The following is a 24241-nucleotide window of genomic DNA, read 5'->3' on the forward strand; positions in this document are numbered from 1 at the left end:
TTTCCTTCCGTTTTTAATGTGTTAATGAATCATTCCATCCCTTACACACATCAATCCATTGTGAATAACCGGAGTATTTTTCTAATTGTTTTATTGTGAGTTCAATAGCACTGTTACTGCTCCCGCAGGCTGGATAGACTGTCTCAAAACGTTTGAGTGAAATATCTAAATAAACAGAAACGCCATTCTTTATAGCAAAAGGACATACTCCGCCAATTTCATGACCGACCAAGTCAACGACCTCATGAGGAGAAAGCATTTTAGCTTTTGTTTTAAAATATTCCTTGAATTTTTTGTTATCAACTTTTGCATCGCCAGAGGTCACAACTAAAATAGCTTGTCCATTTACTAGAAAGGAGAGTGTTTTTGCGATTCTTTCAGGTTCGCAGCCCAATGCAGAAGCAGCCAAGTCTACGGTTGCACTAGATACTGAAAATTCTTGAATTCGAGTATCCATATCATATTGTTTAAAATAATCTTTTACTTGTTTGATTGACATGATGATTTCTCCTTTTTATTAGTATTGATTTGACATTTTCTCGATTTTAAAATTGTCCTTTTAAGATAAGCGTCATTCATTCTGCTCATTCTAAAGCAATTTTTCTTTTTCAAAGTAACAAGTACAGTCTCTCCTTATTATCATTATCTATTATTTAAACGATATTGATGTGGTGTTAGGTGATATTTTCTCTTAAATAAACGAATGAAATGTTCTACATTTTGATAACCAACGGCTGCCGCAATATGATCTACTTGTGAATTGCTGCCAGTGAGCATTTCGCAGGCTTTTTCCATTCTTATTTTTTGTCTAATCTCACTAAATGATTTGCCAAGCTTACGAGATATATATTTTGACAAATAAGACTGTGAAAGGTTAAATTCCTCTGCCATCTCCTGGATGGTTATATGCTCACAACATTGCTGAATATATTGGAGCATTTCAATAATACGTATATCACTATATTGTTTGACCTGATTTACGTTCATATGACTTGGTTTGAATCTTAATAAAAGACATAATAATATCTCAAACAAATTATTCATAATCAACTGGTAACTAGGGAACCGATTATAATTTTCTGTAAATAGTTGAAGAGAGCAGTCTAGCAAATCTTTATCCAAGTGACTATGGAAAATAAGAATATTTTTATTTTCTTTTATATACAATGCATTCAAAAAGAACTCTGAAATGACATTGTTGCCTTTTAACATTTTAAAAAATACTTTTTGAAAAGTACTTTTACGGATCATGATTTGCATTGCGATTGTATTCTCCATTACAATTGGCTTGTGTATGGTGTCAGGTGGAATAAAGGCAATATCTCCTGATTTTAAAGTCATTTTTTTGTCTTCCACTTCTAAATACATCTCATTCTCCAGAACATAGATCATTTCAAAGAAATCATGGATAGCCGACAATTGAGGCATAAAACGGCTATACTTTCTCACTTCGATATCTTTCTCCTGACCTAACCACATGATATCCTCTTTTTCAAATTCGTTCTGCCCTTTTTGCAAAAATTCTTCTATATATATTTGCTTATGCATTAAATTGTGTTTATCATAATCCTTCAAAAATAATTGCAATGATTGATTGTCATGCTTTTTCTGTTGGTATTGTTGATAAAAGATTTCTTGCTCGTTATATTCTCTTAAATATTGCATCACTTCATGTTTTTCAAGTTTATCTTTTTCCATCTACATCCAGACCTCTAGTTTATTTACTGCAACTACCAGGGCTTTCACTGTTGCTTCTATAATATCTTTATCAATTCCAGCACCCCAATGCATTTTTCCTTGATATGAAATTCCAATCTGTGCACAGGCTTGTGCTTGAGAATCCTTGCCCAAAGAATTCTGTTCATAGACTTCCAAAACATATTCGAGATGAAAATATGCTTTTAACGCATTACTGATTGCATCTAAACTTCCATTACCAGTTCCTTGTATTTCAATTTGTTGATCATCTCTCAGCAAAGTTAAGGTGACTTCCTGCTTGTCTCCTTTATGAAATTGATAATCAAGTAGCTGGAAATGAGGGTGAAAATCAACATACTGTTCTTTAAAAACATGATATATTTCTTCGACAGACAATTCCCTACTTGTCTGATCAGATACTTTCTTCGCTGCATATCCCATGGCTTCATTCATTTGATAAGGAAGTTGAATGCCATAATTTGTTTCTAGTATATAGCCTATGCCGCCTTTTCCAGACTGGCTATTGATTCGAATCACATCCGTTTGATAATTCCTCCCCAAGTCAACTGGATCTACTGGGATATACGGAACGTCCCATTTAACAACATTATTTTCCTTTCTATATTTCATACCTTTAGATATCGCATCTTGATGTGACCCAGAGAATGCGGTGAAAACCATCTCCCCAGAATATGGCTGCCTCTCAGGAACAGTGATTTTTGTTAGTTTTTCATATTTTTTACGAATCGCTTCTAGGTTATTGAAATTCAATTTTGGATCATAACCTTGTGAATACATATTCATCGCCAAGGTAATCAAGTCAACGTTCCCTGTACGTTCACCGATACCAAATAATGTACCTTCGACTCTTTCTGCGCCAGCTAGAACACCAAATTCTGCATCACTAACCCCAGAGCCACGGTCATTATGAGGATGAACAGATAATGTCACACTGTCTCGGTAAGACAGATTTTTGTGTATATACTCAATCTGACTTGCAAAAATATGAGGCATTGAATATTCAACTGTTGTCGGAATATTGATGATCGCTTTATGAGTTGGTGTCGGTTTCCAAATATCTAAAACACTATTACAAATATCTAACGCATAATCAACTTCTGTTCCTGGAAAGCTTTCTGGACTATATTGAAAATAAATATCACTATTTGTTTTTTCGGCAAGTTCTTTTACTAAAATAGCTCCATCAATGGCAATTTGTTTAATTTCATCTTTTGTTTTCTTAAATACTTGTCTGCGCTGCGCTTCTGAAGTCGAATTATATAAATGAACAATCGCTTTCGGTACCCCCTTAATGGCTTCGAAGGTTCGGCGGATGATATGCTCTCTCGCTTGTGTGATCACCATAATCGTGACATCGTCTGGAATCATATGATGATCAATCAGTGTCCGTAAAAACCTAAACTCCGTATCAGAAGCAGCTGGAAATGCGATTTCAATTTCTTTAAAACCTATCTCTACTAATAACTGAAACATTTCCAATTTTTCATCTAAGTTCATAGGAATAGGTAATGCTTGATTTCCATCCCGCAAGTCCACACTGCACCATATCGGAGCACTTTCTAATGTTTCTTTCTTCACCCAATCATAAGTCAGGTTCGGTGGCAAAAAGTATTTCTTTTCGTATTTTTTGTGGTTAAACATCATCGATTCCTCCTAGAAAATAGAATATAAAAAAAGCCTATCATCTCCAATATTTACCTTGGAGACGAAAGACTTCTGCTTACGCGGTACCACCCCTGTTTCATGATAACCATACATTATCATGCCCTTATTCGGATACAGATTGTTTCATCTGATATCCTTCCCATATAACGGTGGGGGGCCGTCCTTAACTACATCAATACTTTTCATTTCACTAAGGATACTCTAAGGTGAGTTCCCTGCCTTTTTGTTATTGCTTCTCATCAACCAGCAACTTTCTGAAAACATTTAGGCAAGTACTATTCCTTATCATCGCATTCTCATTTTTCTGATTTTTTCTATTATACCAAGATTACAAAAAAGAGATAGTGTTAGGGATATCTTTTTTAATTGATCTTTTTTGTCCTATGGGTGTCTTATCTTCGTTTTTAATTTTATTTTCTTTGAGCCCTTCATTTGAGCTGGGAACGTTGATTGATAAGGGCTTAACCTTTTGAACATACAGTTCCCTACCAAAAAACTTACAGAAAAAATATTGGTAGGTTTTTTTATTTCTAATGAACTACTTTTGATTTAATGTGCTATTCTCGTCATCCTCACCAAACAAAAATCCAAGGCCCAAAATATAGGTGAGTGAATTAACAGCGAACAATAAAATCGCACCAATCTTTTTCATGGTCATTTAACTCCTCCTAACATCAGTTGAAATCATCAATTCTTTTCCTATTAGCCCTCAAGTTCCTATAAATTTCAACTGAAATTCTAAGAAAGAACAGTTTGAAGAAAGTGGAAGACAAGCACTTTTTCAATGTAAAGTAGTATAAGTTTATTTTCAACATGATATTCTTAAATTAACGTTCATATTTCCCTTTGAATCGGTTATTATAGACGATAGGTGGTTTAAAGTGTTGAATTCAAAGGGGAAATTATTGTTCAAAGAAGGAAGTGAATTTTAAAATGTCTTTAAACAATCATGTTATTAATCTTGTTAAATTTTTTATTGAAGAAAGAAAAGAAGATTTTTTAGAAGAATGCAAATTAATCATTGAGTATCAAGAAGAAAATAAAAATTATCAATTCGCAAAAAAACTCAATAAGTTACTATTGGATGTGAATCTTCCTGAAACATCTCATTCTGTAAAGAGAAGTTCTTTTGATATTACACCGTTCAATCAAAAAAGTAATTATCTAAGTTCAAATCAGAGCAATGAAGAGAATTTTATAAAAATTTTAGAACCTGAAATTGATTTGAAGAAATTATCTTCAAGTACTGATGTAGATCAACAATTAATATCTGTTGTGCACCAGTGGAAAAAAAGAGATGACTTACTAAAATTTAATCTTAAACCTCAGAATAAAATTTTGTTTCATGGAGTACCAGGTACAGGGAAAACCCTAACAGCAAAAGCATTAGCGAAATCACTTGGTTTAAAAATTGCCTATGTCAGCTTTGATTCATTGATGTCTTCATACTTGGGAAAAACAAGTGATAATTTAAGTAAAGTTTTTGAGTATGCAAGGAATAACTCATGTTTAATCTTATTAGATGAAATAGATGCTATAGGAAAAAGTCGAGATGATAATAATGAGTTAGGAGAACTTAAAAGAATTGTGATTTCTTTGCTTCAAAATTTAGATGACTTTCCTGAGAACTCATTTTTGGTTGCTTGCACTAATCATCCTCATTTACTAGATAAGGCTTTATGGAGAAGATTTGAAAATAATATAGAATTCAAACTACCTGATTATAATCAAAGAAATCAAATAATAGCCAATACACTAACTGATATAAGTCTAAACCTTCACGCTAATCAAATTGATTTTATTACAATATTGACGAAAGGATTTACTCCATCTTTGCTTGTTCAATCAATTGAAAATTCTTCTAGGAATTGGATTATTAATGAAAAAAATGTTAAACTTTACACTATTATTGTCGAAGATATTGTTAGAAACATAAGTAATCAGGATAAAGACATTACATTAGAGCAAAAAATAGGTATAGCAAAAAAATTGAGAAATGAAAATGAACGGAAATATTCTTTTTCATATCTTAGCGAATTACTAGATATACCTAAATCAACTCTTTTTATGAAGATGAAGGAGGAATCCTAGATGGAAAAACCGCATTTGCGGATTTCAGAGAATAGTGTAAGTAAAACAAAAACTAACTTTAATGGTGGTGGAAGCACATATCAACGTAGCGACTACCGTGCACATGGACAGGAATTATTAGAAGATTTATTAAAAATTTCCCAACAGAGCTACGATATTGACCCCGTAAAGGATAGAAAATTCTTTGAAGTTAACCTTGCTCCCGGCGAAAAATTATATGATCGTTTCGGAAACTTGATGGAAAAGTCAGATATAGAGGTTTTGGATGTTATCAATGATTCTTATGGTTACGGTGTAATCTCTAACAGCAGTTTGAATACTCTACAAAGAAAAGTCGAGAGTTATATTAACACTCCGAATAACAAAGGTAAGTCCTATTATTCATTTATTGATGATATTGGGGAAATAAATCCATTAAATAAAATATCTCAAACGGTTAAGTCTAAAATTGATTTTGGAGAAAAAGAAAATTTGGAAGTTTCAATAGAATCATTTACTTCGTTGCCAAAAGATGTTGCTGAAAAAGGATTTAAAGAAGCTATTGAAAAATTTATTGAAAATAGAGGAGGTTTTATAACTGACCAATTCTTATTTTCTTCCGGCAGTGTTTTAGTAGAAGGAACAATGAGTAGCGAGCACATTGAAGATCTTGTTAGATCTTTTAGTTCAATAAAGTCAGTCGATGTACAAACAAAAGTATCAATTACCACTCTCAAAGAATCGTCTCAAGTTGTTGAGGAGATTACAGTAGAGACTTATGATGGAAATGCTGTTGTCTGTGTTATCGATAGCGGAGTGGATAGTTCTAATTCGTTTTTATCTCCTTATATTACAGAACAGATAGACTATACACCAGCATATAGTTACGACAGGTTTCATGGGACATTTGTTGCTGGAAGAGTTATATTTAGAGATAAATTAGATGAACAAATCTCAAGAGGAACCCTAACACCCTTTTGTAGAGTTCTTGATTTTAATATATACGGAAAAGATGGAAACGGAGAAGAATTAAATTTATCTGAGATTGATCTAATTAGGGCAATTCGAAAAGTAGTTCAAGCACATAAAGACGAAGTTAAAGTGTATAATCTTTCTATTAATTTAATAAGTCAAAATGGGTATTCAACATTAGATGAATTCAAAGTAACACGTCTTGCTGCAGAAATAGACCATATTAGTAAAGTCTATGAAGTTTTATTTGTAATTTCTGCAGGAAACATTGAGAATGTGTATGAGAAGCTAAATAGCGAAAACTATCCAGATCATTTTATTCAAGATTCTCAACGAATAAACTCTCCAGCGGAGTCATATCTATCATTAAGTGTGGGCTCATTAATAAAAAATTTCGAAGATGGTATGCTTGGAGGAGAGAACCACCCAGCTCCATTTTCTCGAAGGGGACCAGGATTTAATGGCTCAAGGAAACCCGATTTAGTTGTAGATGGTGGTAATTTAGGGTTAAATAATTCTGATAATCCTAGTTTTGGTACATTGGGCTTTTGTTCTTACTCAGGAGGATTTCAACGATCTCTTGGGACAAGTTTTTCCGCACCTATAGTTTCGTCTTATGCAGCAGAGTTATTTGAAAAAATCCCGGATGCTACCCCTAACTTAATAAAAGGGCTACTAATTCATTTTGCAAATCATCCTACAAGTAGTGAATTTTCTAGACCTTTAGAGGACCATTTGGGTTTTGGTGAGCCTAATTTAGGAAAATGTTTAGAATCTTTAAATAGTAAAGCAACATATGTACACGAAGGAGTGATAGAAGGTCAAACTTATTATAAAATTCCTTTTTGGATTCCGACCATTTTAACAGATGAAACTATTCAACGCTCTGGCAATAAAAAAGTTAACCTGCGTGTAACCGTAGTCTGGGATCCACTTACAGATAGAGGTAAGGGGCTGGATTATTCTAAAATCCATCTTTATTCAAATATCTATAAACTAAATAAAGAAGATGAAATTAAGTTGTCTTTGAATGACATGAATGAAGTTTCTTTTAAGGAGAGATTTTATCCAGTAACCAGAATGGAAAAGGCATTATCAAGAAATATTGATTCTGGAATGTGGAGTTTGGAGCTTCGTATGTCAAAAAAATGGGGTGTGCCAGAAGGTTATGCTCAAAGTTTTGCAGCGATTATTTCAGTCGAGGATCCATATGACGAGTTAGATGTATATTCAGAAATTGAAAATGAAGTAGGAATTAATATGTATCAACCCATTATTCGAATATAAAAAATACTACCCCTTTTTTATTGAAAAGGGGTTTTTTAAGTTTCAAAATAATGAGAGGAACTGCGCATTAAAGCAATAGATAAAACGATTAGCAATAAAACTTAGGATATCTTATCTTTTTTAAAACTATGTTTTATAGTCCAGTATTGGGCGTAACTAATTTCTTGATTAGTAAACAAGCCCCCAGGCTTCTTATCGTTTTTAAATATCTTTCAAAAAAACAAGTCTCATACGTTAGTTGGCAATATCGAAACACAGGACTTCAATCAAAAAGTGAATGAGGTGACGATTGGTTATTTCTTGCGGTAGGTCGTTGGGATAAGGAGATTGCAACATAAGCCCTCTTTACATTAGTAAAATTCTGTTTGGAAAAGTTGATATTGATAGAATTCAAGCGAAGGCTATGCCGGTAAATGATGATGTAAAAAAGTTTTTTGAAAAATGATTTTATCAAAGAAAGATTGCTTAGAGAAGGTGTTTTATGTGGTAAAGGAGTTGTTGATTTAGAAATATCAGCATTCTGAAAAAGGATTACATGCGCTTAGGGTATCAGCTTTTTATTATGATCTAACTTCCCTATTTTTAGGAACTTTATTTTAAAATAAAAAAGCGAAGCAATGAGCTCGCTCATTTATATTTATTTCATCTCATTGGAAAATCGAATTTGCATATCTATCAGTTCATCATAAAATTTGAAGTGTTGTAACTTCAAATCTTCACAGACTTTTTTGATGATCCATTTGCCTCGTTCTTCAATCCTGAGATTGACTTTATGTAGATACTCACTTAATTCTTGTTCATTTTGAGGTTTTAATCGATTGTAACTTCCGATTCCATCAAAATGCCCTTTCCAAAATTCACTCACAGTCCATTTTTCATCATTGTTCACATATGGTTGAAGGAAATATCGTTCGACGAACTGTTTCCAGCATGCTAATGGTTGAAAGAATTCAGATAGTGAATACATCGTAACATCCCAATAATCTTGTGAAAACAAATAACGACCCGAGTTCATCCAATGTGGTAATATGGTGAAATTCCCAATGCAATGGGTGGAAGCAGCAAAGGTTTCAAACTTATGGTTGATATGAACATCAGAAGTTATTTTTTTAGAAAGATTGAAAGTCGTAATAAACGAATTCATTGTTTCTCCGCGGAGCAAGTTGTAACGATCTAGAAAAAGCTGTGATTTAGGCTCTGACTCATAATCAGTACTCCAAAGTAATTGATAAATATAAAAAGGTTCTTTATCACAGTCAGCTTTGCGGCCGGCTTTTTTGGTAACATTACAAATTCCAATTTCTTTGAGTTTACGACTTTTATAATCTAGTAATAACTCAATATGTGATTTATCTTTTGGTATCGGTTCTTCGATATAACTTTGTTTAAAATCCCATTCCCAAGGCTTTATTTCAAGTTCTTCACACTTTTCAAACCAGCCCTCTATCCATGTGTTATTCTTCATTTCTTTCCTCCTATTCTCCTTATCTATCGCACACTTTTTTCATTCTTAATTTTCTCCACAACACCACCGCAAGAATAAGCAAAATGACACATTGAACCGAAAGCAAAAGCATTTGCATTGCCATAGGCGTTTGCCCATTTGTGGTTTGATCTACAATATTATGAACCGCGTGCCATATGATCACCCATTGCAGGCTGTTAGTAAGTGCCACGATTTCGGCTGCGACGAGTCCAAATAAAAGGGCGAAGACGATTTGTGCGATGGTTAAGGTGATGCTTTTTCCGCTTAGTAGATTAGCAGAATGACCAAGGCCAAATAGTACGGCAGATCCCCAGATGGCGGAGCTCAGATTGATTTGTTTTAAATATTGGAACAGAATGCCGCGAAAAATACCTTCTTCAAAAATACCGACACAGACCATGAAGAAGCAAAGTGCCGTAAAGGAAGAAAGGGATAAATCCGTGTTTAACCCAGCGATAAACGGGATGGCCTCGATGAAAAGAATGGGAATGACCCACATACCAAGAGACCCTTTTCGAAAACCTATTTCTTTCAAGTGAAAACGGCTTTTCTGAATAATGAATAGAAGAAAGAGACACCCAGCCAGCATGGCACAGCCATTGATGATATAGATGGTCATTGGGTCGGTTACTTCTTTGATGGATATATAGACACCTGCACTTGTTGGGATGATTAAAGAAAACAGCAGTAGAAGCACAGCTTTTCGAATGATTGTCATTGGTTTCATTGTTGATTCCTCCTCTAATGTCAGAGTAGTGGAATCAAGCAGGAGCCACAATCAAATCTAACTAACAGGTAAATTTAGAGCCCTAAGATGCATATTAAGGTGTTGTCCGTTTCTTTCGCTGCTGTAAAAGTTCATTGATTTCCGCAGCGGTTGCTCGATCTTTTTTATACAATAGGTACTTAATTAAAAAGAATAAAGCAATGACCACGAGGAAATTCACAATGATCGTAGGGAGACTGATTTCACCATTGACGATGATAATGGTTGTCATAATCATACACATCACAAGGATGATATATAAGATTTGTTGAAAAAGAATCCGATTATGGCTGTACGTATGTTTAGGGTATAGCAAGAAGGTCAGGGCACTGGAAAAAAAGGAACTGAACATGATTGCTTGTAACATGTAAATCGGCATTGATCCAAATGTGAAACAATAAATCAGCACTAATACCGTAAAGATCATACAAAATGTGATTAAAAGATTAATGATATAACGTCCCATCCTGTTCACTTCCTCCGTAATCCAAGCTTCTCTTTTAATGCTTGAATATAAAAACGTGAAATCATTACTTTTTCTTCATTTGTAAGGCTTGCTTCAAAACGACCACTCGTTTTAGGAGAAATGTCGGCGATAGAATCAATATTCAGAATCATCGATTTCGAGATTCTGACATAATCATAAATTTCGAGCCGTTCTTCAAGTTCAAACAACTTTTCCTTTAGGAGAAACACCCCGTCTGTCGTATACAAGAACGATTTTTTATCGACACTTTCAATATATAAAATGTCGTGATAATAGATCTTTTTCATGCTTTCTTTCTCCGGGTCTTTCGCTAGGAAGAAGGGGGCTGATTGCTCTACTTGCTGGACAAGCTTTTCAATCGTCGAATTGAGCTCATAAATGTGAAAAGAAACATACTCAGATTGCGGCTTTTGAATGAAATGAATATCTGTTTTCATTTGTTTTATTTGTAATCCCTTTTCAAAATCGCATACATAAAAAACATCATCAAACCCATTCTGACCAAGATCATACTCCCTTAATAAACCCTCTCGAACAAAATCAACATTCTCCAATAATTGAACAGAGGACGTATTTGCTGGATCAATAATCGCTTCAATCCGATTCAGATTCATTTCCTGAAACCCATATCGTAGTACCGCAGCAATCGCTTCGCTCATGATGCCTTTTCTCCAATGATCGTGGTGTAATTCGTAGCCAATTTCCGTGCGACAGTGCTGTTTTTCTAGGTTGAGAAAGCCGCAGCTGCCGATGATGACTGGATTCTCTTTTAGAGAAATGCCCCAGCGGATGCCTGTTTGTTCTTTGAAGATGTCGTGATACCACTTGATTTCTCCTTTTGTGTCTTCAATCGTTTCATGAGCATCAATGCCCATGTAGCGGCACACGGTTTCATTGGATAAATAGATGTGCATATCCTCAGCGTCTTCGAACGTTGCTTGTTTTAAGATTAGTCTTTCGGTATGTATTGTTGGAAATGATTGTGGAAATATCAGTTTACGTTTAGTCATATTTTTCTCCTCATGTAATTTTATTTAAATTATACCTGTACTGGTCAATTTGTGGAATGCTTTGGTATAATATGAAAATATAATTGTGGAAATAATTCACAAGCAGAATTCGATTAAAAGCAAAAGAGGATAATTGAAATGGGCATTTTTCTAATGATGATCGTCATCGTGCTGATCATCGTATCTTTAGCGATCTATTTGTTTAAAAAGGGAATCATTCATTCTAAAGTGTTAGTGATTGTAGGTTCTATTTTAGGAGGAACCGCACTATTTGTTTGGGTGGCTATGTTTTTTAATTTTCACTCTGTATCTTTAACAAATGAATCGCTAGGTCATTTTAAGATCGGTGAAAAATTTGAGAGAGATCATACTTTTGTGGAGAATACTCAATTCTCTCATCCTAAACAGAGGGTCTATATGGAAAAAGAAAATCAAGATTTTGTAGTATCAGTTGATCAACATCATCGAGTTATATCTATTTACAATCAGTCAAAACAGAAAAAACTCAAAACATCTAAGGGAATCACTATTGGAGAAGATTATTCATCTGTGATACAAACATATGGAGATCAATTCAAGAAGCTCTGGTTTGTCGAAGGGTATAGCAAAGGTATACAATATCAAGATCAATCAAACGGTATCCTTCTGAAGTTCTTTTTCAATGATAATAATAAACTAGCACTCATTGAACTTCGTAGTAAGCGGAAATAAAAAGTAGAAAGTAAAAACAAGCATTTCAATTGAAATGCTTGTTTTTATGTTTCTTTTCCATAACATGCCTTACAATAAAAAACCCCTTCATTCCTCAGACAAGCCTTCACCTCTGTCATTCCTTTTCTCTTTGGATAGACAAGCTTGACGTACACTTCTTCGTTTCCTTCTATCTTTTTCTGACAGCTAGCACACGCGGGTTCTTCAAATAGAAACAATCGACTTACTCCTTTTTGTACATATTTCTTCCATTATATCAAATATTCAACTTGTTCTTTCGACTCCATTCTTCACTTTTTTTGTTTTTGTCCGACATATGCTAAGTAAAAGAAATTTGCGTTTGTTGAAACCGTTTGTGAGAAACCTTGCTCTAACAGGTGTAGGAGGTGTGAGTGAGATGAAGCAAGTGCGTCTAATTAAAAAAGCACAAAAAGGGAATGTCCCGGCATTTGAGAAATTAATGCTGATGTATCAAGAGCGTTTATATAAAACGGCTTTTCTCTACACAAGAAATAAAGAGGATTCGTTAGATGCTGTTCAAGAAACGGTCATTAAAGCGTTTAAGCATCTATCTGGATTAAAAGAACCGGCGTATTTTTCTAGCTGGCTGACACGGATTTTGATTCATACAATTTTTGCGATGAAGAAAAAGCAGCAAGATGTTGTTCCGTTTGAACAGCATCATGAAAGCGTTGAGCGCCATGATTTTTTGGAAGACAGGCTCGATTTAAAACATGCACTTGAAGTGTTAGATGAGCAATACCAGGTCGTCATTCAGTTGTTTTATTTTCAAGATTATTCAATTTCGATGATTTCTGAGCAGATGGGTGTGCCTGAAGGAACGGTTAAAACTCATTTGTATCGAGCAAGAAAGTTATTAAAGCAAACATTGGAGAAGGAGGAGAGTGTTGATGGAACGAAAAGAAATGAAAAAGCTTTATGATGAGATTGATGTACCAACAGTTGAAGTGACCTCTGCGATTCGCCAAGCCATTGGGGATGTGAAAGCGGAACAGAAAAGACATTGGTTCAAATGGAACTGGAGAACGCCAATATACTCTGCCATTGTTCTCATCGTCCTTTACTTTTCATCAGGTTTCCTTTTTCCTTCTCTTAATACAGCGATGGCACGTGTCCCGATTATTGGGCAATTTTATATGATGTTTCACGATAAAGTAGGAATGGCTCTTTTTCAGAGTGATTTGGTGAAACATGTCAATGAGGGGGCTGAATCAAGAGGAATTACTGTGAAAGTAAACAGTGTATACTATGATGCCGGGCGTCTTGTTTATACGTTTACTGTCGATCATTTGAATACAAAGGAAGATTCTGTACCATTCATCGTCAGCAACTTAGATCATATAAATGAAAATTTCCAACCGAGTTACGACAATCAGGAATTGAAAAAATTAAAGGATGGCCGATATGTTGGACAAATGGAAGTCTATACAAATGGACAGACAATTAAGCAAGGTCAAAAAGCCCCACTCGTCATTTCAAAAATTGGAGATATTGTAGGGAATTGGCGTTTTGAATTACCTGTGGTCAAGCAAAAAACCACCTTACTAGCGGGACAAAAAGACGTGTCTATTTTAAATGGACGTTATCAAATAAGAAATGTAAAGGTAGAAAATGGAGTGAATGGCTCTGCTATTCAATATGCCATTGATTACAATGGTTTTGCCAAAGATGATAAAGTTAGTATACATGGGATGAAAGATAATTTAGGGAATGAGTACGAGTTAGAATTAGGAACAAGGTTAGGAAGAAAACCACTTTCTCCTAAAAAAAATAGAGTCGATCATTTAACCATTTTGAATCAGCCGATCAATCCAAAGGCGACCGAATTGACATTTGACACATCTGTGGATATCGAACGAGAATACAGCCACATCATTCCTCTCAAGACAAAGCTGCCTGTTCAGTTCAAAACAAAACACCATGGCATCGGAATCAAAATCAATAAAATAGAACAAAAAGACCGTTCTGTGATTGTTGATTATCAATTCACTGGAGTAGATCGAAAAGAATTAGATCAGGATGTGATGGAGAATATAGGTGAATTCATTGGATTAGGCGATGTTGAAAAGATGAAATCATGGCCCGATCCACAAGCAGACTATGAAAACGGATATTACTTGAAGGGGAACAATGCGAAGGTAACCAATTTGAAGTCAGCTTCGATGCAATCCACCTTTGAATTTGATAATAAGGAGTTAGAGACTTTATCATTAAACCATTTTTCATTTAAGGATTATGGGCTTTATCTTAATTTGTCAGATTTGAATCTGTTGGCACCGCAAAAAGAAATAACGGTAACCATTCCAGTCAAAAAAGAAACTTCAAAAGCTAGTCAATAAATAAGAGAGCGAACATGATTACACATGTTCGCTTTTTGTCTGTTATTCCACCAGTCGATGACGATTGAACGAATACCGAATCAACATCAACGCCACAAAACTAGCTAATCCGCCAATCCAACTTAAATTAGTCACATTTGTATACTGTATAATCACGCCGCCCATTGACGATCCGAGCATCATGCCGATGTTCATAATCGCTGTATTAAAGCTCAGCACTGTTTCTGATGCTTGGGGTTTAAGGGAGATCAGATAGTATTGCTTCGCTGGTGTTGTTGTCCATGTGGCGATGCCCCATATGGCGAGCGTGATCAAGACGCTAATTGTAGAGAATTGCGTAAAGAATAAGGCAAAGAGAGCGAACATCTGGATCATGATGCTAATCGAGATGGTTCGGTTTGGTCCCCATTGATCGACGGCGAAGCCGCCAAAGCGTGAGCCAATAAAAGCAGAAATTCCTAAGACGAGCAAAGCAATGCTTGTCATTTCAAGTGAAAAGCCAGCGGTCTGTCTTAATAATGGAGAGATATAAGCAAAGACCATCGTGTAGCCTAAGATCCAAAAGACGGTTGTGGCTAAGCCGCTGATCACCCTGCGGTCTTGAAGGATGTGTAATTGCTGTTTCAATGGCAGATGAGAATGTCCCTCTATGCGTGGCAGCAATTGATAAAGAAGCATGAAGAGACAAGCAGTACCTAGTGCAATGATGAGAAAAATATAGTGCCAATCCACTTGACCTGATAGAAATGTTCCGATCGGCACACCGAGTACGAGTGAAACGGTGAATCCAGTGATGACCGTCGCCATTGCGCTTCCCTTTTTTTCTGGCGGGGCGATCTGCGCTGCATAGTTCGTGGCGACGACAATATATAAGCCGCCGCTCATGGCCATGATGACGCGAGATAGCAGGAGCAGCACAAAATGATGGCTGAAAAAGGCGAGCATATTGCCTAAAATAAACACAAAAATAGCTGATAACAAAACCTTTTTTCGGTTCAGCTTCGACGTTGCCATGACTAAAAAGAGAGCGCCTACTGCATAAAAAAGAGAATAGACGGTGATGAGCTGACCGGCAGCAGGAATGGAGATGTGTAAATCAACAGCAATGATATCTAGAATGCCAGACACAACGAATTCTGACGTGCCTGTGACAAATGAACCGACAGCTAAAAGAATAATCAATAGATGATGAGATGTGTTTTTCATTTTGAACCCTTCCTTCATGTTGATGCGTTGTCTTTAGTTTAAATTCCGTGCTAACATAAGTAAAATTGATGTTTTTCATGAAGGAGATGAGTAAATACTCATGAGCTTTGTTCGCTTTGATATTATCGCAAAAGTTGTGGAGCTTGGCAGTTTTACAGCAGCAGCTGAAGCATTAAATATGACGCAGTCAGCTGTGAGTCATGCAGTGGCGAATGTAGAGTCAGAGTGGGGTGTGTCTTTATTCATTCGTGACCGAAAAAAGGGCATTATGCTGACGGACATTGGTCAGACCCTTCTCCCGCATATTAGAGAAGTGTTAAATAGAGTGGAGAAAATCCAGCAAGAAATTGCGCTAACGAAAAATATTGAAACAGGTATGATTCGTATCGGCACATTTGCCAGTGCCTCTGCTTGTTTATTGCCTAAGCTGCTTGTGAGCTATCAGAAAAAACATCCAAAAATCGAATTTAAATTCTATGAGGGAACGTATGAAGAAATATTGGAGTGGCTGGATTCTGGCATCATTGATGTTGGATTTGTTGTGAAAGGCCATGCGGATGAAGCCTTTGATTTACTGCCGCTTATGAAAGATGAGATGGTCGTCGCCTATCACCCAAATCATCGATATGAACAGCAGCCCATTGTAGATATAACAGATTTGGCGGGTGAACCATTTATTATGCCGACTGGCATGTATCAATCACATGTAGAGGATATTTTTTCGGAGGCGCAAATGAAGCCAGCTGTTTTATTTGAAGTTCATGATTGTACGACCATTGCCCGTATGGTCGGGGAAGGACTTGGTGTCACAATAGGCCCTGAGTTATTTTTAAAAACGCAGCAGCTTGTGCATATTCGCCAGCTGAATGTCTCTCATCATCGTGAGGTTGCGCTCGCCTGTCCATCACTCTCCCAAGCTTCTCCGGCAGTGAAAGAGTTTTTCCATGTAGCCGAAGCGGTTTTTGCAAAAGAGAAGGATTTGGGGAAGGGTGTATAAAGAACTAGATATGAATTTCCAAATTCGTGTAATAAGACGAATGAAGCGGACATTTCTTTGAAAAATGTTCGCTTTTCGTATTGTGTTTTAAAAATGAAGTTGGTACAATAGACACAGAAATCAAATAGATAGAAGTCGTATAATCGCGGGGATATGGCCTGCAAGTTTCTACCAAGCTACCGTAAATGGCTTGACTACGTCAATTCACACTCGTTTGATATAAATCATGCATTGTTCTTGTTTTATGTCACGGTCTGAATTCACATATGTAGTCAAGCGTCCCAAAATTGTTGGGGCGTTTTTTATTTGACTAGTGAATGGGACAGACTAAAGCAAAAGGACATGAAGGGAGTCAGTTGGCTTGAAACAGTTTTTTCAGTTTGATGAGTTAGGTACGAATTACCGCAGAGAAATCATCGGTGGTTTAACCACATTTTTGTCGATGGCTTACATTCTGTTTGTCAATCCGATCACACTTGCATTAGTGTCTGTGCCGGATTTTCCAGATAAATTACGAATTGATCAAGGGGCAGTCTTTACAGCGACGGCGTTAGCTTCTGCTGCAGGGTGTCTCCTGATGGGATTGATCGCCAGGTATCCGATTGCGATAGCCCCAGGGATGGGTCTGAATGCGTTCTTCGCCTTTTCGGTTGTGCTTGGTATGGGCATCAAATGGGAAGCAGCACTTTCAGGTGTGTTTGTTTCAGGATTGATTTTCGTTGCTCTTTCTTTAACAGGTTTCCGTGAAAAGATCATCAATGCCATTCCAGCTGAGCTGAAGCTGGCGGTTGGTGCAGGTATTGGTTTGTTCATTACGTTTGTCGGTCTGCAAGGCTCTGGCATTATCGCCAATAATGATAATACGCTCGTTTCGATTGGGAACATTCATAGTGGTCCTGTCCTGTTAACAGTGTTTGGTATCGTTGTGACGGTCATTTTAATGGTTCTTCGAGTGAATGCAGGTGTCTTCATTGGGATGCTTGTGACTGCTATTGCCGGGATGATCTTTGGTCTTGTGCCAGTACCATCTCAAATTGTGGGAAGTATTCCAAGCTTGTCTCCAACCTTTGGTCAAGCCTTGATTCACTTGCCAGAAATTTTCTCGATTCAAATGCTTGTTGTGATTTTAACGTTCCTATTCGTTGGGTTCTTTGATACAGCTGGTACACTTGTGGCTGTGGCAACGCAGGCTGGTTTAATGAAAAATAATGAGCTGCCTCGTGCAGGAAGAGCACTGCTGGCGGATTCTTCTTCTATCGTTGTAGGTTCTATTCTTGGTACATCTACAACGACATCTTATGTTGAATCTAGCTCAGGTGTTGCTGCTGGTGCGCGTTCTGGTTTTGCAGCTGTCGTCACAGGCATTTTCTTCTTGCTTGCGATGTTCTTCTCACCACTGTTATCCATCGTTACATCGAATGTGACAGCACCTGCTTTAATTATTGTCGGTGCGCTGATGGTCGCTCCGCTGGCGAAGATTGCATGGGATCGTTTTGAAATTGCGGTACCAGCTTTCTTAACGATGATTATGATGCCACTGACATACAGTATTGCAACAGGGATTGCGGTTGGCTTTATTTTCTACCCGATTACGATGATCTTTAAAGGGAAAGCGAAAGAAGTACATCCAATTATGTACGGATTGTTTGTCATCTTTATTCTATATTTTGCTTTCTTAAATCATTAATTGAACATTTGAAACAGCAGCTCATGGAAGCTGCTGTTTTTTTGTTAAAAAAATCAAAACATAGTTGACTTATAGGAATTATGTGTTTATGATAAAAAGACATAATTCGCTGATTGGATCACCAAAGGCGCTTTGATTTCCTTTTTAATAGAAGGTTTCAGGGTGCCTTTTTTTCTTGTAGACATTTAAAAGGGGAGGAGATGTCTTTTGTCACGCTGGCTTAGACAGGTGATTGAACGAAAAAAGCAGGTGCTGATTCAAAAGCTCCTTTTATGGGGGCATGAAGAAAAACAGGAAGCGCTCATGCATTATACGATTCATGAGTTAGAAAATGAGGTTCTCTATTTAAAAGAGCGAAAACAAAAATAGGGGGATGAGCGATGGATGAACAAAAGCTGAATTATATTTTATCTGCCTTAAAAGGGATCGACTATGGATCAGTGGTCATCACCATTCATAATGGACATATTACACAGGTCGATACGACCAAAAAGACTCGGTTCCCCGCTCATCAGGAGAATCTCCGGGTCCAGCAAGGAAAGCGGAGCCAATATCGTTGACCACGAATTTCAACATTGATAAAAAGCTGATGGAGGCCGTCAGCTTTTTTGTTTTGTCTTATTTTCTCTCCGTTTTAAAACCTCTGCTGCCTTTTATCCGTCTATTCGTATGAACGTCGAGGAATCTTGACTGAATAGAGAGACTCCGCTACTTTAAGAGGAGTCATCCGAACAGATCATTTACTTGAGCCTGTGAGGATTGGATAGGAGTTGATATGAGATGTTAGAGAAAGATCAAGATCAGGGGACATCTGAAAAGAAAAACGAAGAGTCATCAATAGATCAAGAAACAAGGCAATCCCGCCTCAGCCGCAGCGCTGCAAAACGTGGAAGAACCTCAAAATCAGCGGATGATGAGCGTTCAGCTATCCAGCGTATACTGCAAGGTGCAGGAGGCGCGTTTAAGCGTTATGGTTCATATGGACTGGCGATGTTAAAATCACCGAGCCGGGCCATCAATCAAGCGGAAACATTGCGTATGAAGTACGCCTGGATCTCGATTGTGTTATTCAGCGTGTTTTTTACTTTAGGCAACTATGTTCAATTAAAGGCGTCAAAGACCCGTTTATTAGGCTTTGGCATTCATTATTCTTTTGGCGACGCTTTTTTGAAGGTAGCGGTCTTTACACTCATTGTGTTGACATTGATGATGCTTACCGTCTGGCTGCTCGGGAAGTACATGCTAAAAGGGAACATATCACTGAAAGAAGTGATCATGAAGTTTGGCGCTGCGCTTGTGCCGGTTTTGGTTTTATCCATCCTTTGGCTTGTATTTGCCATGCTGAATATTCCATATGTGACCGTCATATTATCCGTGATGATGTTTGTCGGCCTTCAGTTGATTGCGGTCGTGCTCTTTCGCTCGATTCAATCGGAGCATGATGCCGTACGTGGAGATTTGATGTATGCAGGCTGGATCTTTTTATTGGTTGAGCTTGTCATCATTGCGCTGCTCTGGGGCATAGTCGGGGATTATTTGATTCCATCACTTGTTCCTGTTCGATTCGGATAAAACACACTGAAAACCTCCTTTTTTTAAAAAGGGGGTTTTCATGTTGAGAAGAGAAAAAAACGGGTAAACTCTTGGTAACAAAGACCACCCTTGTTGTCGAAAGATATATGTGTTTTTATCGCGTAAATTTGATTGTATCAAGGTATGTTCTCTAGTAGAATATGGGGTGCTTTATTTGATTTTTTAGTGCAGGGGGTTCGAATCGTGCTTCAACAACTTTTATCCAATGCGTTCACCATGGTTTTAATCATTTTAGTGATTAATATTGTCTATGTGTCTTTTTCCACCATGCGTTTGATTTTAACAATGAAAGGCAGACGGTACGCAGCTGCTTTTGCGGGTACGATCGAAATGCTCATTTATGTCATTGGGTTAAGTATCGTTCTAGATAACTTAGACCAAATACAGAATGTCATTGCGTATGCGCTAGGTTATGGAATGGGGATCATTGTCGGGATGAAAATTGAAGAGAAGCTGGCACTTGGCTACACAACTGTTAACGTGATCACAAAAGAATTGGATGTCGATCTCCCAAGACAATTGAGAGAAAAAGGATATGGTGTCACCAGCTGGGTAGCAGGCGGTCTTGAAGGAGACCGGACAGCATTGCAAATTTTAACACCGAGAAAATATGAACTGCAATTATATGAAACGATTAAGACGCTGGATTCAAAGGCGTTTATCATTTCATATGAGCCCAAATCGATTCACGGCGGCTTCTGGGTGAAGGCTGTGAAGAAAAGGAGAATTAAAGAATGACCGCAAAACCAAAGAAGAAAAAATTCTATGTGGAAGACAACATGACGATTGATCAAGTGTTGTCCCAGATGGCAGCGGAAGGCTACTCGCCTGTCCGACGAATGGAGGAACCGATTTTTCAGGAAAAGAAGGAAAATGGGTCGATTCAGATCATTCCGATTGGGAAAAAAATCGTATTTGAAGGAAAAATAGTCTAAATCCGAACATTAAAACGACGACTTCATAGATTGTTCGATAAATCCGTTGACATCATGAACATCCGTTGTTAAGATAAACATGAAATCAAAACACGAGCCTCATATAATCTTGGGAATATGGCCCATAAGTTTCTACCCAGTTACCGTAAATGACTGGACTATGCAGGATAGTGAACAAAACTGACATGGCAATTCAAAAGCGAACAGCGCTTACCATGGCCCGGTTTGTGTTGCTTCCTAACAATGCAATGCAAATCGGGCCTTTTTGTTCGGCGTTTGACAAGCTGCTTAGGTTTGGGAAGCGTGTCAAACGATACAAAATCGAATATCAGCTTAAAGGTGGGGACAAAATGAAGCCGCTTGTAGGTGTCATCATGGGAAGTACATCTGATTGGGAAACAATGAAAAATGCGTGCGACATCTTAGAGGAATTAAACATTCCGTATGAAAAACAGGTGGTATCCGCACACCGGACACCTGACTTGATGTTTGAATATGCGACTGAAGCAAGAGGTAAAGGACTAAAGGTCATCATTGCCGGTGCTGGAGGCGCAGCACATTTACCGGGGATGGTCGCAGCAAAAACGACACTGCCGGTCATTGGTGTGCCTGTACAATCAAAGGCACTAAACGGGCTGGATTCCTTATTATCCATCGTTCAAATGCCAGGCGGTGTACCAGTTGCTACAGTAGCAATTGGCAAAGCCGGTGCAACAAATGCAGGCCTTCTTGCCGCACAAATGATTTCAGCATTTGATGAAAAGGTCGCAGCTCGCCTTGAAGAAAGAAGAGAGCAGACAAAACAGACTGTACTAGAAAGCAGTGATCAGCTTGGCTAAGCAGACCATTTTTCCAAACGCAACCATCGGGATTATTGGCGGCGGACAGCTTGGCAGATATATGGCTGTCAGCGCAAAGCAAATGGGGTACCGGGCAGCAGTTCTAGACCCGGTTGCACAATCTCCTTGCGGACAGGTTGCGGATACAGAAATTACAGCCGCATATAGTGATCTTGAAGCGATTCGAAAGCTGGCAGAAATCAGCGATGTGGTGACTTATGAGTTTGAAAATATTGATTATGATGCACTCAATCAGCTGAAAGAAGAAGCCTATTTACCACAAGGAAGCGACCTTCTTCTTCTAACTCAAAATCGTGAGACCGAGAAAAAAGGGATTGTAGACGCAGGCTGTGAAGTAGCGCCTTACCGCATTATTCATGATGAAAAAGAGCTGGAAGACGCAGTGGACGTGCTCGGTTTGCCAGCCGTGTTGAAAACATGCAGAGGCGGCTACGACGGAAAAGGACAGTACGTCATCAAAGAAAAAGGACAGCTTCAGGAAGCAGCTGCACTGCTTACACATGGAACTTGTATTTTAGAAAGCTGGGTTCCGTTCCAAATGGAGCTCTCGGTGATCGTCACTCGTTCTGTTCATGGAGAAATTGCAGTATTCCCAGTCGCTGAGAACATTCATAAGCATAATATTTTGTTCCAAAGCATTGTACCTGCAAGGGTAGAGGACCGCATTCAGGAGAAGGCGAAAGAACTGGCAACAACACTAGCTGAAAAGCTGGGGCTGGTTGGTACTCTTGCTGTAGAACTGTTCCTGACAGATGACGGAAAGCTGCTCGTCAATGAACTGGCACCGCGCCCGCATAATTCTGGTCATTATACGCTTGATTTATGTGAGACAAGTCAGTTTGAACAGCACGTTCGCGCTATATGTGGTTTGCCGCTTGGCGGTACAGCCCTTTTATCAGAGGGAATGATGGTGAATTTATTAGGCGATGAAGTGGACATTCCAAAAGAGCATCCTGAGCTTCTCAAAGAAGCGAAGCTTTATCTATATGGAAAGCATGAAGTAAAAGCCGGCCGCAAGATGGGGCATATGACGTTTATGAAACAGCTCGATGATGAGTGGATGACAAACATCACAAAGATATGGACTGAAAGAGATGGAGGAAACGGGAAATGATCGAACGTTACGCACGACCAGAAATGTCAGCAATCTGGACAGAGGAAAACAAATTTAATGCATGGCTTGAAGTAGAAATTCTCGCTTGTGAAGCTTGGGCAGAGCTTGGCGTCATTCCGAAAGAAGACGTTGTGACCATGCGCAAGAATGCAAGCTTTGATATTGGACGTATTTTAGAGATAGAACAAGACACGCGCCACGACGTGGTTGCCTTTACGCGTGCTGTATCTGAATCTCTAGGAGAAGAAAGAAAGTGGGTTCATTACGGGTTAACATCGACAGACGTAGTGGATACGGCACTTTCATATTTATTAAAACAGGCGAACGATATCTTGCTCAAGGACATTGAGAGATTTGTTGACATACTAAAAGAAAAAGCAAAAGAGCACAAATATACCGTCATGATGGGCCGTACACACGGTGTACACGCTGAACCGACAACATTTGGCCTGAAGCTTGGTCTTTGGTACGAAGAAATGAAGCGTAACCTAGAACGTTTTAAACAAGCAAAAGCTGGCATTGAATACGGCAAAATCTCTGGAGCTGTTGGCACATATGCGAACATCGACCCGTTTGTTGAGCAATATGTATGTGAGAAACTTGGCATCAAAGCTGCACCAATTTCAACCCAAACCTTGCAGCGTGACCGCCATGCAGATTACATGGCTACTCTTGCTTTAGTCGCAACGAGCATTGAGAAATTTGCTGTTGAAATTCGTGGTCTTCAAAAGAGTGAAACACGTGAAGTAGAAGAGTTCTTTGCAAAAGGACAAAAAGGATCATCAGCAATGCCGCATAAGCGTAACCCAATCGGTTCTGAGAATATGACGGGAATTGCCCGCGTGATCCGTGGATATATGCTGACAGCTTATGAAAATGTACCGCTTTGGCATGAACGTGATATTTCCCATTCATCTGCTGAGCGCATCATTTTACCAGATGCAACGATTGCACTGAACTATATGCTCAACCGTTTCTCAAACATCGTGAAAAACTTAACGGTTTTCCCTGAAAACATGAAACGCAACATGGACCGCACACTTGGCTTAATTTACTCACAGCGCGTTCTTCTCGCATTAATTGATACAGGCATGGCACGTGAAGAGGCATATGACACGGTTCAGCCAAAGGCAATGGAAGCGTGGGAGAAGCAAGTGCCGTTCCGATCATTAGTAGAAGCAGAAGAAAAAATCACGTCACGCTTAACACCTGAACAAATCGCTGACTGCTTCGATTACAACTATCATTTGAAAAATGTCGATATGATTTTCGAACGTCTAGGTCTTGCGTAAGAAATGGGCCGCCTGCTCACCAGG

The 24241-nt window shown here is 38.1% G+C and carries 24 protein-coding genes, 1 pseudogene, 2 riboswitches and 1 other annotated feature; of the genes and pseudogenes, 15 read left to right on the top strand and 10 right to left on the bottom strand.

Going from position 1 to position 24241, the window contains the following annotated elements:
- Nucleotides 1–13: 13 nt before the first annotated feature.
- From ACLGGR_RS16935 to ACLGGR_RS16945, 3 genes are all read right to left on the bottom strand, one after another.
- Nucleotides 14–499, bottom strand: a complete 486-nt coding sequence (locus ACLGGR_RS16935; protein ID WP_342499983.1) for a YbaK/EbsC family protein — start codon at nucleotides 497–499, stop codon at nucleotides 14–16.
- 143 nt (nucleotides 500–642) lie between these two features.
- A complete protein-coding gene (locus ACLGGR_RS16940) occupies nucleotides 643–1698 on the bottom strand; it encodes a helix-turn-helix domain-containing protein (protein ID WP_410973520.1) in 1056 nt (351 codons plus the stop codon).
- Nucleotides 1699–3360 (bottom strand): 2-isopropylmalate synthase, encoded by a 1662-nt coding sequence (locus ACLGGR_RS16945; RefSeq protein ID WP_410973521.1) that lies wholly within the window; start codon nucleotides 3358–3360, stop codon nucleotides 1699–1701.
- Nucleotides 3361–3417: 57 nt separating this feature from the next.
- Nucleotides 3418–3682: a binding site (T-box leader), on the bottom strand.
- A gap of 635 nt (nucleotides 3683–4317) precedes the next feature.
- Here ACLGGR_RS16945 and ACLGGR_RS16950 point away from each other — a divergent pair.
- Together ACLGGR_RS16950 and ACLGGR_RS16955 are read left to right on the top strand one after the other, a co-directional pair.
- Nucleotides 4318–5475: an AAA family ATPase gene (locus ACLGGR_RS16950; RefSeq protein ID WP_243824942.1), complete on the top strand. Its 1158-nt coding sequence runs from the start codon at nucleotides 4318–4320 to the stop codon at nucleotides 5473–5475.
- Nucleotides 5476–7713, top strand: coding sequence for a S8 family peptidase (locus ACLGGR_RS16955; protein ID WP_410973522.1), 2238 nt, complete (start codon nucleotides 5476–5478; stop codon nucleotides 7711–7713).
- A gap of 637 nt (nucleotides 7714–8350) precedes the next feature.
- Here the strand turns inward: ACLGGR_RS16955 and ACLGGR_RS16960 are convergent.
- From ACLGGR_RS16960 to ACLGGR_RS16980, 5 genes and pseudogenes are all read right to left on the bottom strand, one after another.
- A complete protein-coding gene (locus ACLGGR_RS16960) occupies nucleotides 8351–9178 on the bottom strand; it encodes a hypothetical protein (RefSeq protein ID WP_410973523.1) in 828 nt (275 codons plus the stop codon).
- 19 nt (nucleotides 9179–9197) lie between these two features.
- A complete protein-coding gene (locus tag ACLGGR_RS16965; protein WP_410973524.1) occupies nucleotides 9198–9926 on the bottom strand; it encodes a CPBP family intramembrane glutamic endopeptidase in 729 nt (242 codons plus the stop codon).
- A 94-nt stretch (nucleotides 9927–10020) separates the two neighbouring features.
- Complete coding sequence (locus ACLGGR_RS16970; protein ID WP_410973525.1) at nucleotides 10021–10431, bottom strand: hypothetical protein; 411 nt, start codon at nucleotides 10429–10431, stop codon at nucleotides 10021–10023.
- A 5-nt stretch (nucleotides 10432–10436) separates the two neighbouring features.
- On the bottom strand, nucleotides 10437–10889 hold the full coding sequence (locus tag ACLGGR_RS16975) for a LytTR family DNA-binding domain-containing protein (RefSeq protein ID WP_410973526.1): 453 nt from the start codon (nucleotides 10887–10889) through the stop codon (nucleotides 10437–10439).
- Nucleotides 10890–10894: 5 nt separating this feature from the next.
- A pseudogene (locus tag ACLGGR_RS16980) lies at nucleotides 10895–11462 on the bottom strand (GNAT family N-acetyltransferase).
- A gap of 138 nt (nucleotides 11463–11600) precedes the next feature.
- On the opposite strand from ACLGGR_RS16980, the gene ACLGGR_RS16985 reads away from it, so the two are divergent.
- On the top strand, nucleotides 11601–12173 hold the full coding sequence (locus tag ACLGGR_RS16985; RefSeq protein ID WP_410973527.1) for a hypothetical protein: 573 nt from the start codon (nucleotides 11601–11603) through the stop codon (nucleotides 12171–12173).
- A 44-nt stretch (nucleotides 12174–12217) separates the two neighbouring features.
- Here the strand turns inward: ACLGGR_RS16985 and ACLGGR_RS16990 are convergent, their stop codons facing one another.
- Nucleotides 12218–12391, bottom strand: a complete 174-nt coding sequence (locus tag ACLGGR_RS16990) for a Fe3+ hydroxamate ABC transporter substrate-binding protein (protein ID WP_410973528.1) — start codon at nucleotides 12389–12391, stop codon at nucleotides 12218–12220.
- 179 nt (nucleotides 12392–12570) lie between these two features.
- Between ACLGGR_RS16990 and ACLGGR_RS16995 the strand changes: the two genes are divergently transcribed.
- Together ACLGGR_RS16995 and ACLGGR_RS17000 are read left to right on the top strand one after the other, a co-directional pair.
- Entirely contained in the window at nucleotides 12571–13116 is a 546-nt protein-coding gene (locus tag ACLGGR_RS16995) for a sigma-70 family RNA polymerase sigma factor (RefSeq protein WP_410973529.1), read from the top strand.
- Nucleotides 13085–14533 (top strand): DUF4179 domain-containing protein, encoded by a 1449-nt coding sequence (locus ACLGGR_RS17000; protein ID WP_410973530.1) that lies wholly within the window; start codon nucleotides 13085–13087, stop codon nucleotides 14531–14533. Before ACLGGR_RS16995 ends, ACLGGR_RS17000 begins: the two co-directional genes overlap by 32 nt.
- Nucleotides 14534–14575: 42 nt before the next feature.
- Here the strand turns inward: ACLGGR_RS17000 and ACLGGR_RS17005 are convergent, their stop codons facing one another.
- On the bottom strand, nucleotides 14576–15739 hold the full coding sequence (locus ACLGGR_RS17005; RefSeq protein WP_410973531.1) for an MFS transporter: 1164 nt from the start codon (nucleotides 15737–15739) through the stop codon (nucleotides 14576–14578).
- A 100-nt stretch (nucleotides 15740–15839) separates the two neighbouring features.
- Between ACLGGR_RS17005 and ACLGGR_RS17010 the strand changes: the two genes are divergently transcribed.
- The 10 genes from ACLGGR_RS17010 (at nucleotide 15840) to purB (ending at nucleotide 24217) form a co-directional block, all read left to right on the top strand.
- Nucleotides 15840–16736 (top strand): LysR family transcriptional regulator, encoded by an 897-nt coding sequence (locus tag ACLGGR_RS17010; protein ID WP_070326832.1) that lies wholly within the window; start codon nucleotides 15840–15842, stop codon nucleotides 16734–16736.
- 115 nt (nucleotides 16737–16851) lie between these two features.
- A riboswitch (purine riboswitch) is annotated at nucleotides 16852–16953 on the top strand.
- A gap of 144 nt (nucleotides 16954–17097) precedes the next feature.
- Nucleotides 17098–18423, top strand: coding sequence for an NCS2 family permease (locus ACLGGR_RS17015; RefSeq protein ID WP_142946439.1), 1326 nt, complete (start codon nucleotides 17098–17100; stop codon nucleotides 18421–18423).
- A 207-nt stretch (nucleotides 18424–18630) separates the two neighbouring features.
- A complete protein-coding gene (locus tag ACLGGR_RS17020; protein ID WP_166644707.1) occupies nucleotides 18631–18792 on the top strand; it encodes a hypothetical protein in 162 nt (53 codons plus the stop codon).
- 11 nt (nucleotides 18793–18803) lie between these two features.
- Nucleotides 18804–18983: a YezD family protein gene (locus tag ACLGGR_RS17025; RefSeq protein ID WP_024424503.1), complete on the top strand. Its 180-nt coding sequence runs from the start codon at nucleotides 18804–18806 to the stop codon at nucleotides 18981–18983.
- A 220-nt stretch (nucleotides 18984–19203) separates the two neighbouring features.
- Nucleotides 19204–19995 carry a hypothetical protein gene (locus tag ACLGGR_RS17030; RefSeq protein WP_410973532.1) on the top strand — a complete coding sequence of 264 codons (792 nt, stop codon included), beginning with the start codon at nucleotides 19204–19206 and terminating at the stop codon, nucleotides 19993–19995.
- A 204-nt stretch (nucleotides 19996–20199) separates the two neighbouring features.
- The gene (locus ACLGGR_RS17035) at nucleotides 20200–20754 is read left to right on the top strand and encodes a DUF2179 domain-containing protein (protein ID WP_024424505.1); all 555 of its coding nucleotides are present in this window, start codon (nucleotides 20200–20202) and stop codon (nucleotides 20752–20754) included.
- A complete protein-coding gene (locus ACLGGR_RS17040) occupies nucleotides 20751–20951 on the top strand; it encodes an NETI motif-containing protein (protein ID WP_012009137.1) in 201 nt (66 codons plus the stop codon). The genes ACLGGR_RS17035 and ACLGGR_RS17040 overlap by 4 nt, the downstream gene beginning before the upstream one ends.
- A 79-nt stretch (nucleotides 20952–21030) precedes the next feature.
- Nucleotides 21031–21132, top strand: a riboswitch (purine riboswitch).
- Between the two features lie 169 nt (nucleotides 21133–21301).
- Nucleotides 21302–21790, top strand: a complete 489-nt coding sequence (purE, locus tag ACLGGR_RS17045) for a 5-(carboxyamino)imidazole ribonucleotide mutase (protein WP_024424506.1) — start codon at nucleotides 21302–21304, stop codon at nucleotides 21788–21790.
- A complete protein-coding gene (gene purK, locus ACLGGR_RS17050; RefSeq protein ID WP_410973533.1) occupies nucleotides 21783–22925 on the top strand; it encodes a 5-(carboxyamino)imidazole ribonucleotide synthase in 1143 nt (380 codons plus the stop codon). Before purE ends, purK begins: the two co-directional genes overlap by 8 nt.
- Nucleotides 22922–24217 (top strand): adenylosuccinate lyase, encoded by a 1296-nt coding sequence (gene purB, locus ACLGGR_RS17055; RefSeq protein WP_024426701.1) that lies wholly within the window; start codon nucleotides 22922–22924, stop codon nucleotides 24215–24217. The genes purK and purB overlap by 4 nt, the downstream gene beginning before the upstream one ends.
- The last annotated feature ends 24 nt before the right edge of the window (nucleotides 24218–24241 follow it).

It is taken from the genome of Bacillus sp. BD48 (assembly GCF_046566805.1).
In the GTDB taxonomy this organism is placed as follows: domain Bacteria; phylum Bacillota; class Bacilli; order Bacillales; family Bacillaceae; genus Bacillus; species Bacillus safensis.

Bases quoted from the DNA above. Each gene is read 5' to 3' on its own strand.
- ACLGGR_RS16935 (WP_342499983.1), bottom strand. From the start codon at position 499: ATGTCAATCAAACAAGTAAAAGATTATTTTAAACAATATGATATGGAT.
- ACLGGR_RS16940 (WP_410973520.1), bottom strand. From the start codon at position 1,698: ATGGAAAAAGATAAACTTGAAAAACATGAAGTGATGCAATATTTAAGA.
- ACLGGR_RS16945 (WP_410973521.1), bottom strand. From the start codon at position 3,360: ATGTTTAACCACAAAAAATACGAAAAGAAATACTTTTTGCCACCGAAC.
- ACLGGR_RS16950 (WP_243824942.1), top strand. From the start codon at position 4,318: ATGTCTTTAAACAATCATGTTATTAATCTTGTTAAATTTTTTATTGAA.
- ACLGGR_RS16955 (WP_410973522.1), top strand. From the start codon at position 5,476: ATGGAAAAACCGCATTTGCGGATTTCAGAGAATAGTGTAAGTAAAACA.
- ACLGGR_RS16960 (WP_410973523.1), bottom strand. From the start codon at position 9,178: ATGAAGAATAACACATGGATAGAGGGCTGGTTTGAAAAGTGTGAAGAA.
- ACLGGR_RS16965 (WP_410973524.1), bottom strand. From the start codon at position 9,926: ATGAAACCAATGACAATCATTCGAAAAGCTGTGCTTCTACTGCTGTTT.
- ACLGGR_RS16970 (WP_410973525.1), bottom strand. From the start codon at position 10,431: ATGGGACGTTATATCATTAATCTTTTAATCACATTTTGTATGATCTTT.
- ACLGGR_RS16975 (WP_410973526.1), bottom strand. From the start codon at position 10,889: ATGAAAACAGATATTCATTTCATTCAAAAGCCGCAATCTGAGTATGTT.
- ACLGGR_RS16985 (WP_410973527.1), top strand. From the start codon at position 11,601: ATGGGCATTTTTCTAATGATGATCGTCATCGTGCTGATCATCGTATCT.
- ACLGGR_RS16995 (WP_410973529.1), top strand. From the start codon at position 12,571: ATGAAGCAAGTGCGTCTAATTAAAAAAGCACAAAAAGGGAATGTCCCG.
- ACLGGR_RS17000 (WP_410973530.1), top strand. From the start codon at position 13,085: ATGGAACGAAAAGAAATGAAAAAGCTTTATGATGAGATTGATGTACCA.
- ACLGGR_RS17005 (WP_410973531.1), bottom strand. From the start codon at position 15,739: ATGAAAAACACATCTCATCATCTATTGATTATTCTTTTAGCTGTCGGT.
- ACLGGR_RS17010 (WP_070326832.1), top strand. From the start codon at position 15,840: ATGAGCTTTGTTCGCTTTGATATTATCGCAAAAGTTGTGGAGCTTGGC.
- ACLGGR_RS17025 (WP_024424503.1), top strand. From the start codon at position 18,804: ATGGATGAACAAAAGCTGAATTATATTTTATCTGCCTTAAAAGGGATC.
- ACLGGR_RS17030 (WP_410973532.1), top strand. From the start codon at position 19,204: ATGTTAGAGAAAGATCAAGATCAGGGGACATCTGAAAAGAAAAACGAA.
- ACLGGR_RS17040 (WP_012009137.1), top strand. From the start codon at position 20,751: ATGACCGCAAAACCAAAGAAGAAAAAATTCTATGTGGAAGACAACATG.
- purE (WP_024424506.1), top strand. From the start codon at position 21,302: ATGAAGCCGCTTGTAGGTGTCATCATGGGAAGTACATCTGATTGGGAA.
- purB (WP_024426701.1), top strand. From the start codon at position 22,922: ATGATCGAACGTTACGCACGACCAGAAATGTCAGCAATCTGGACAGAG.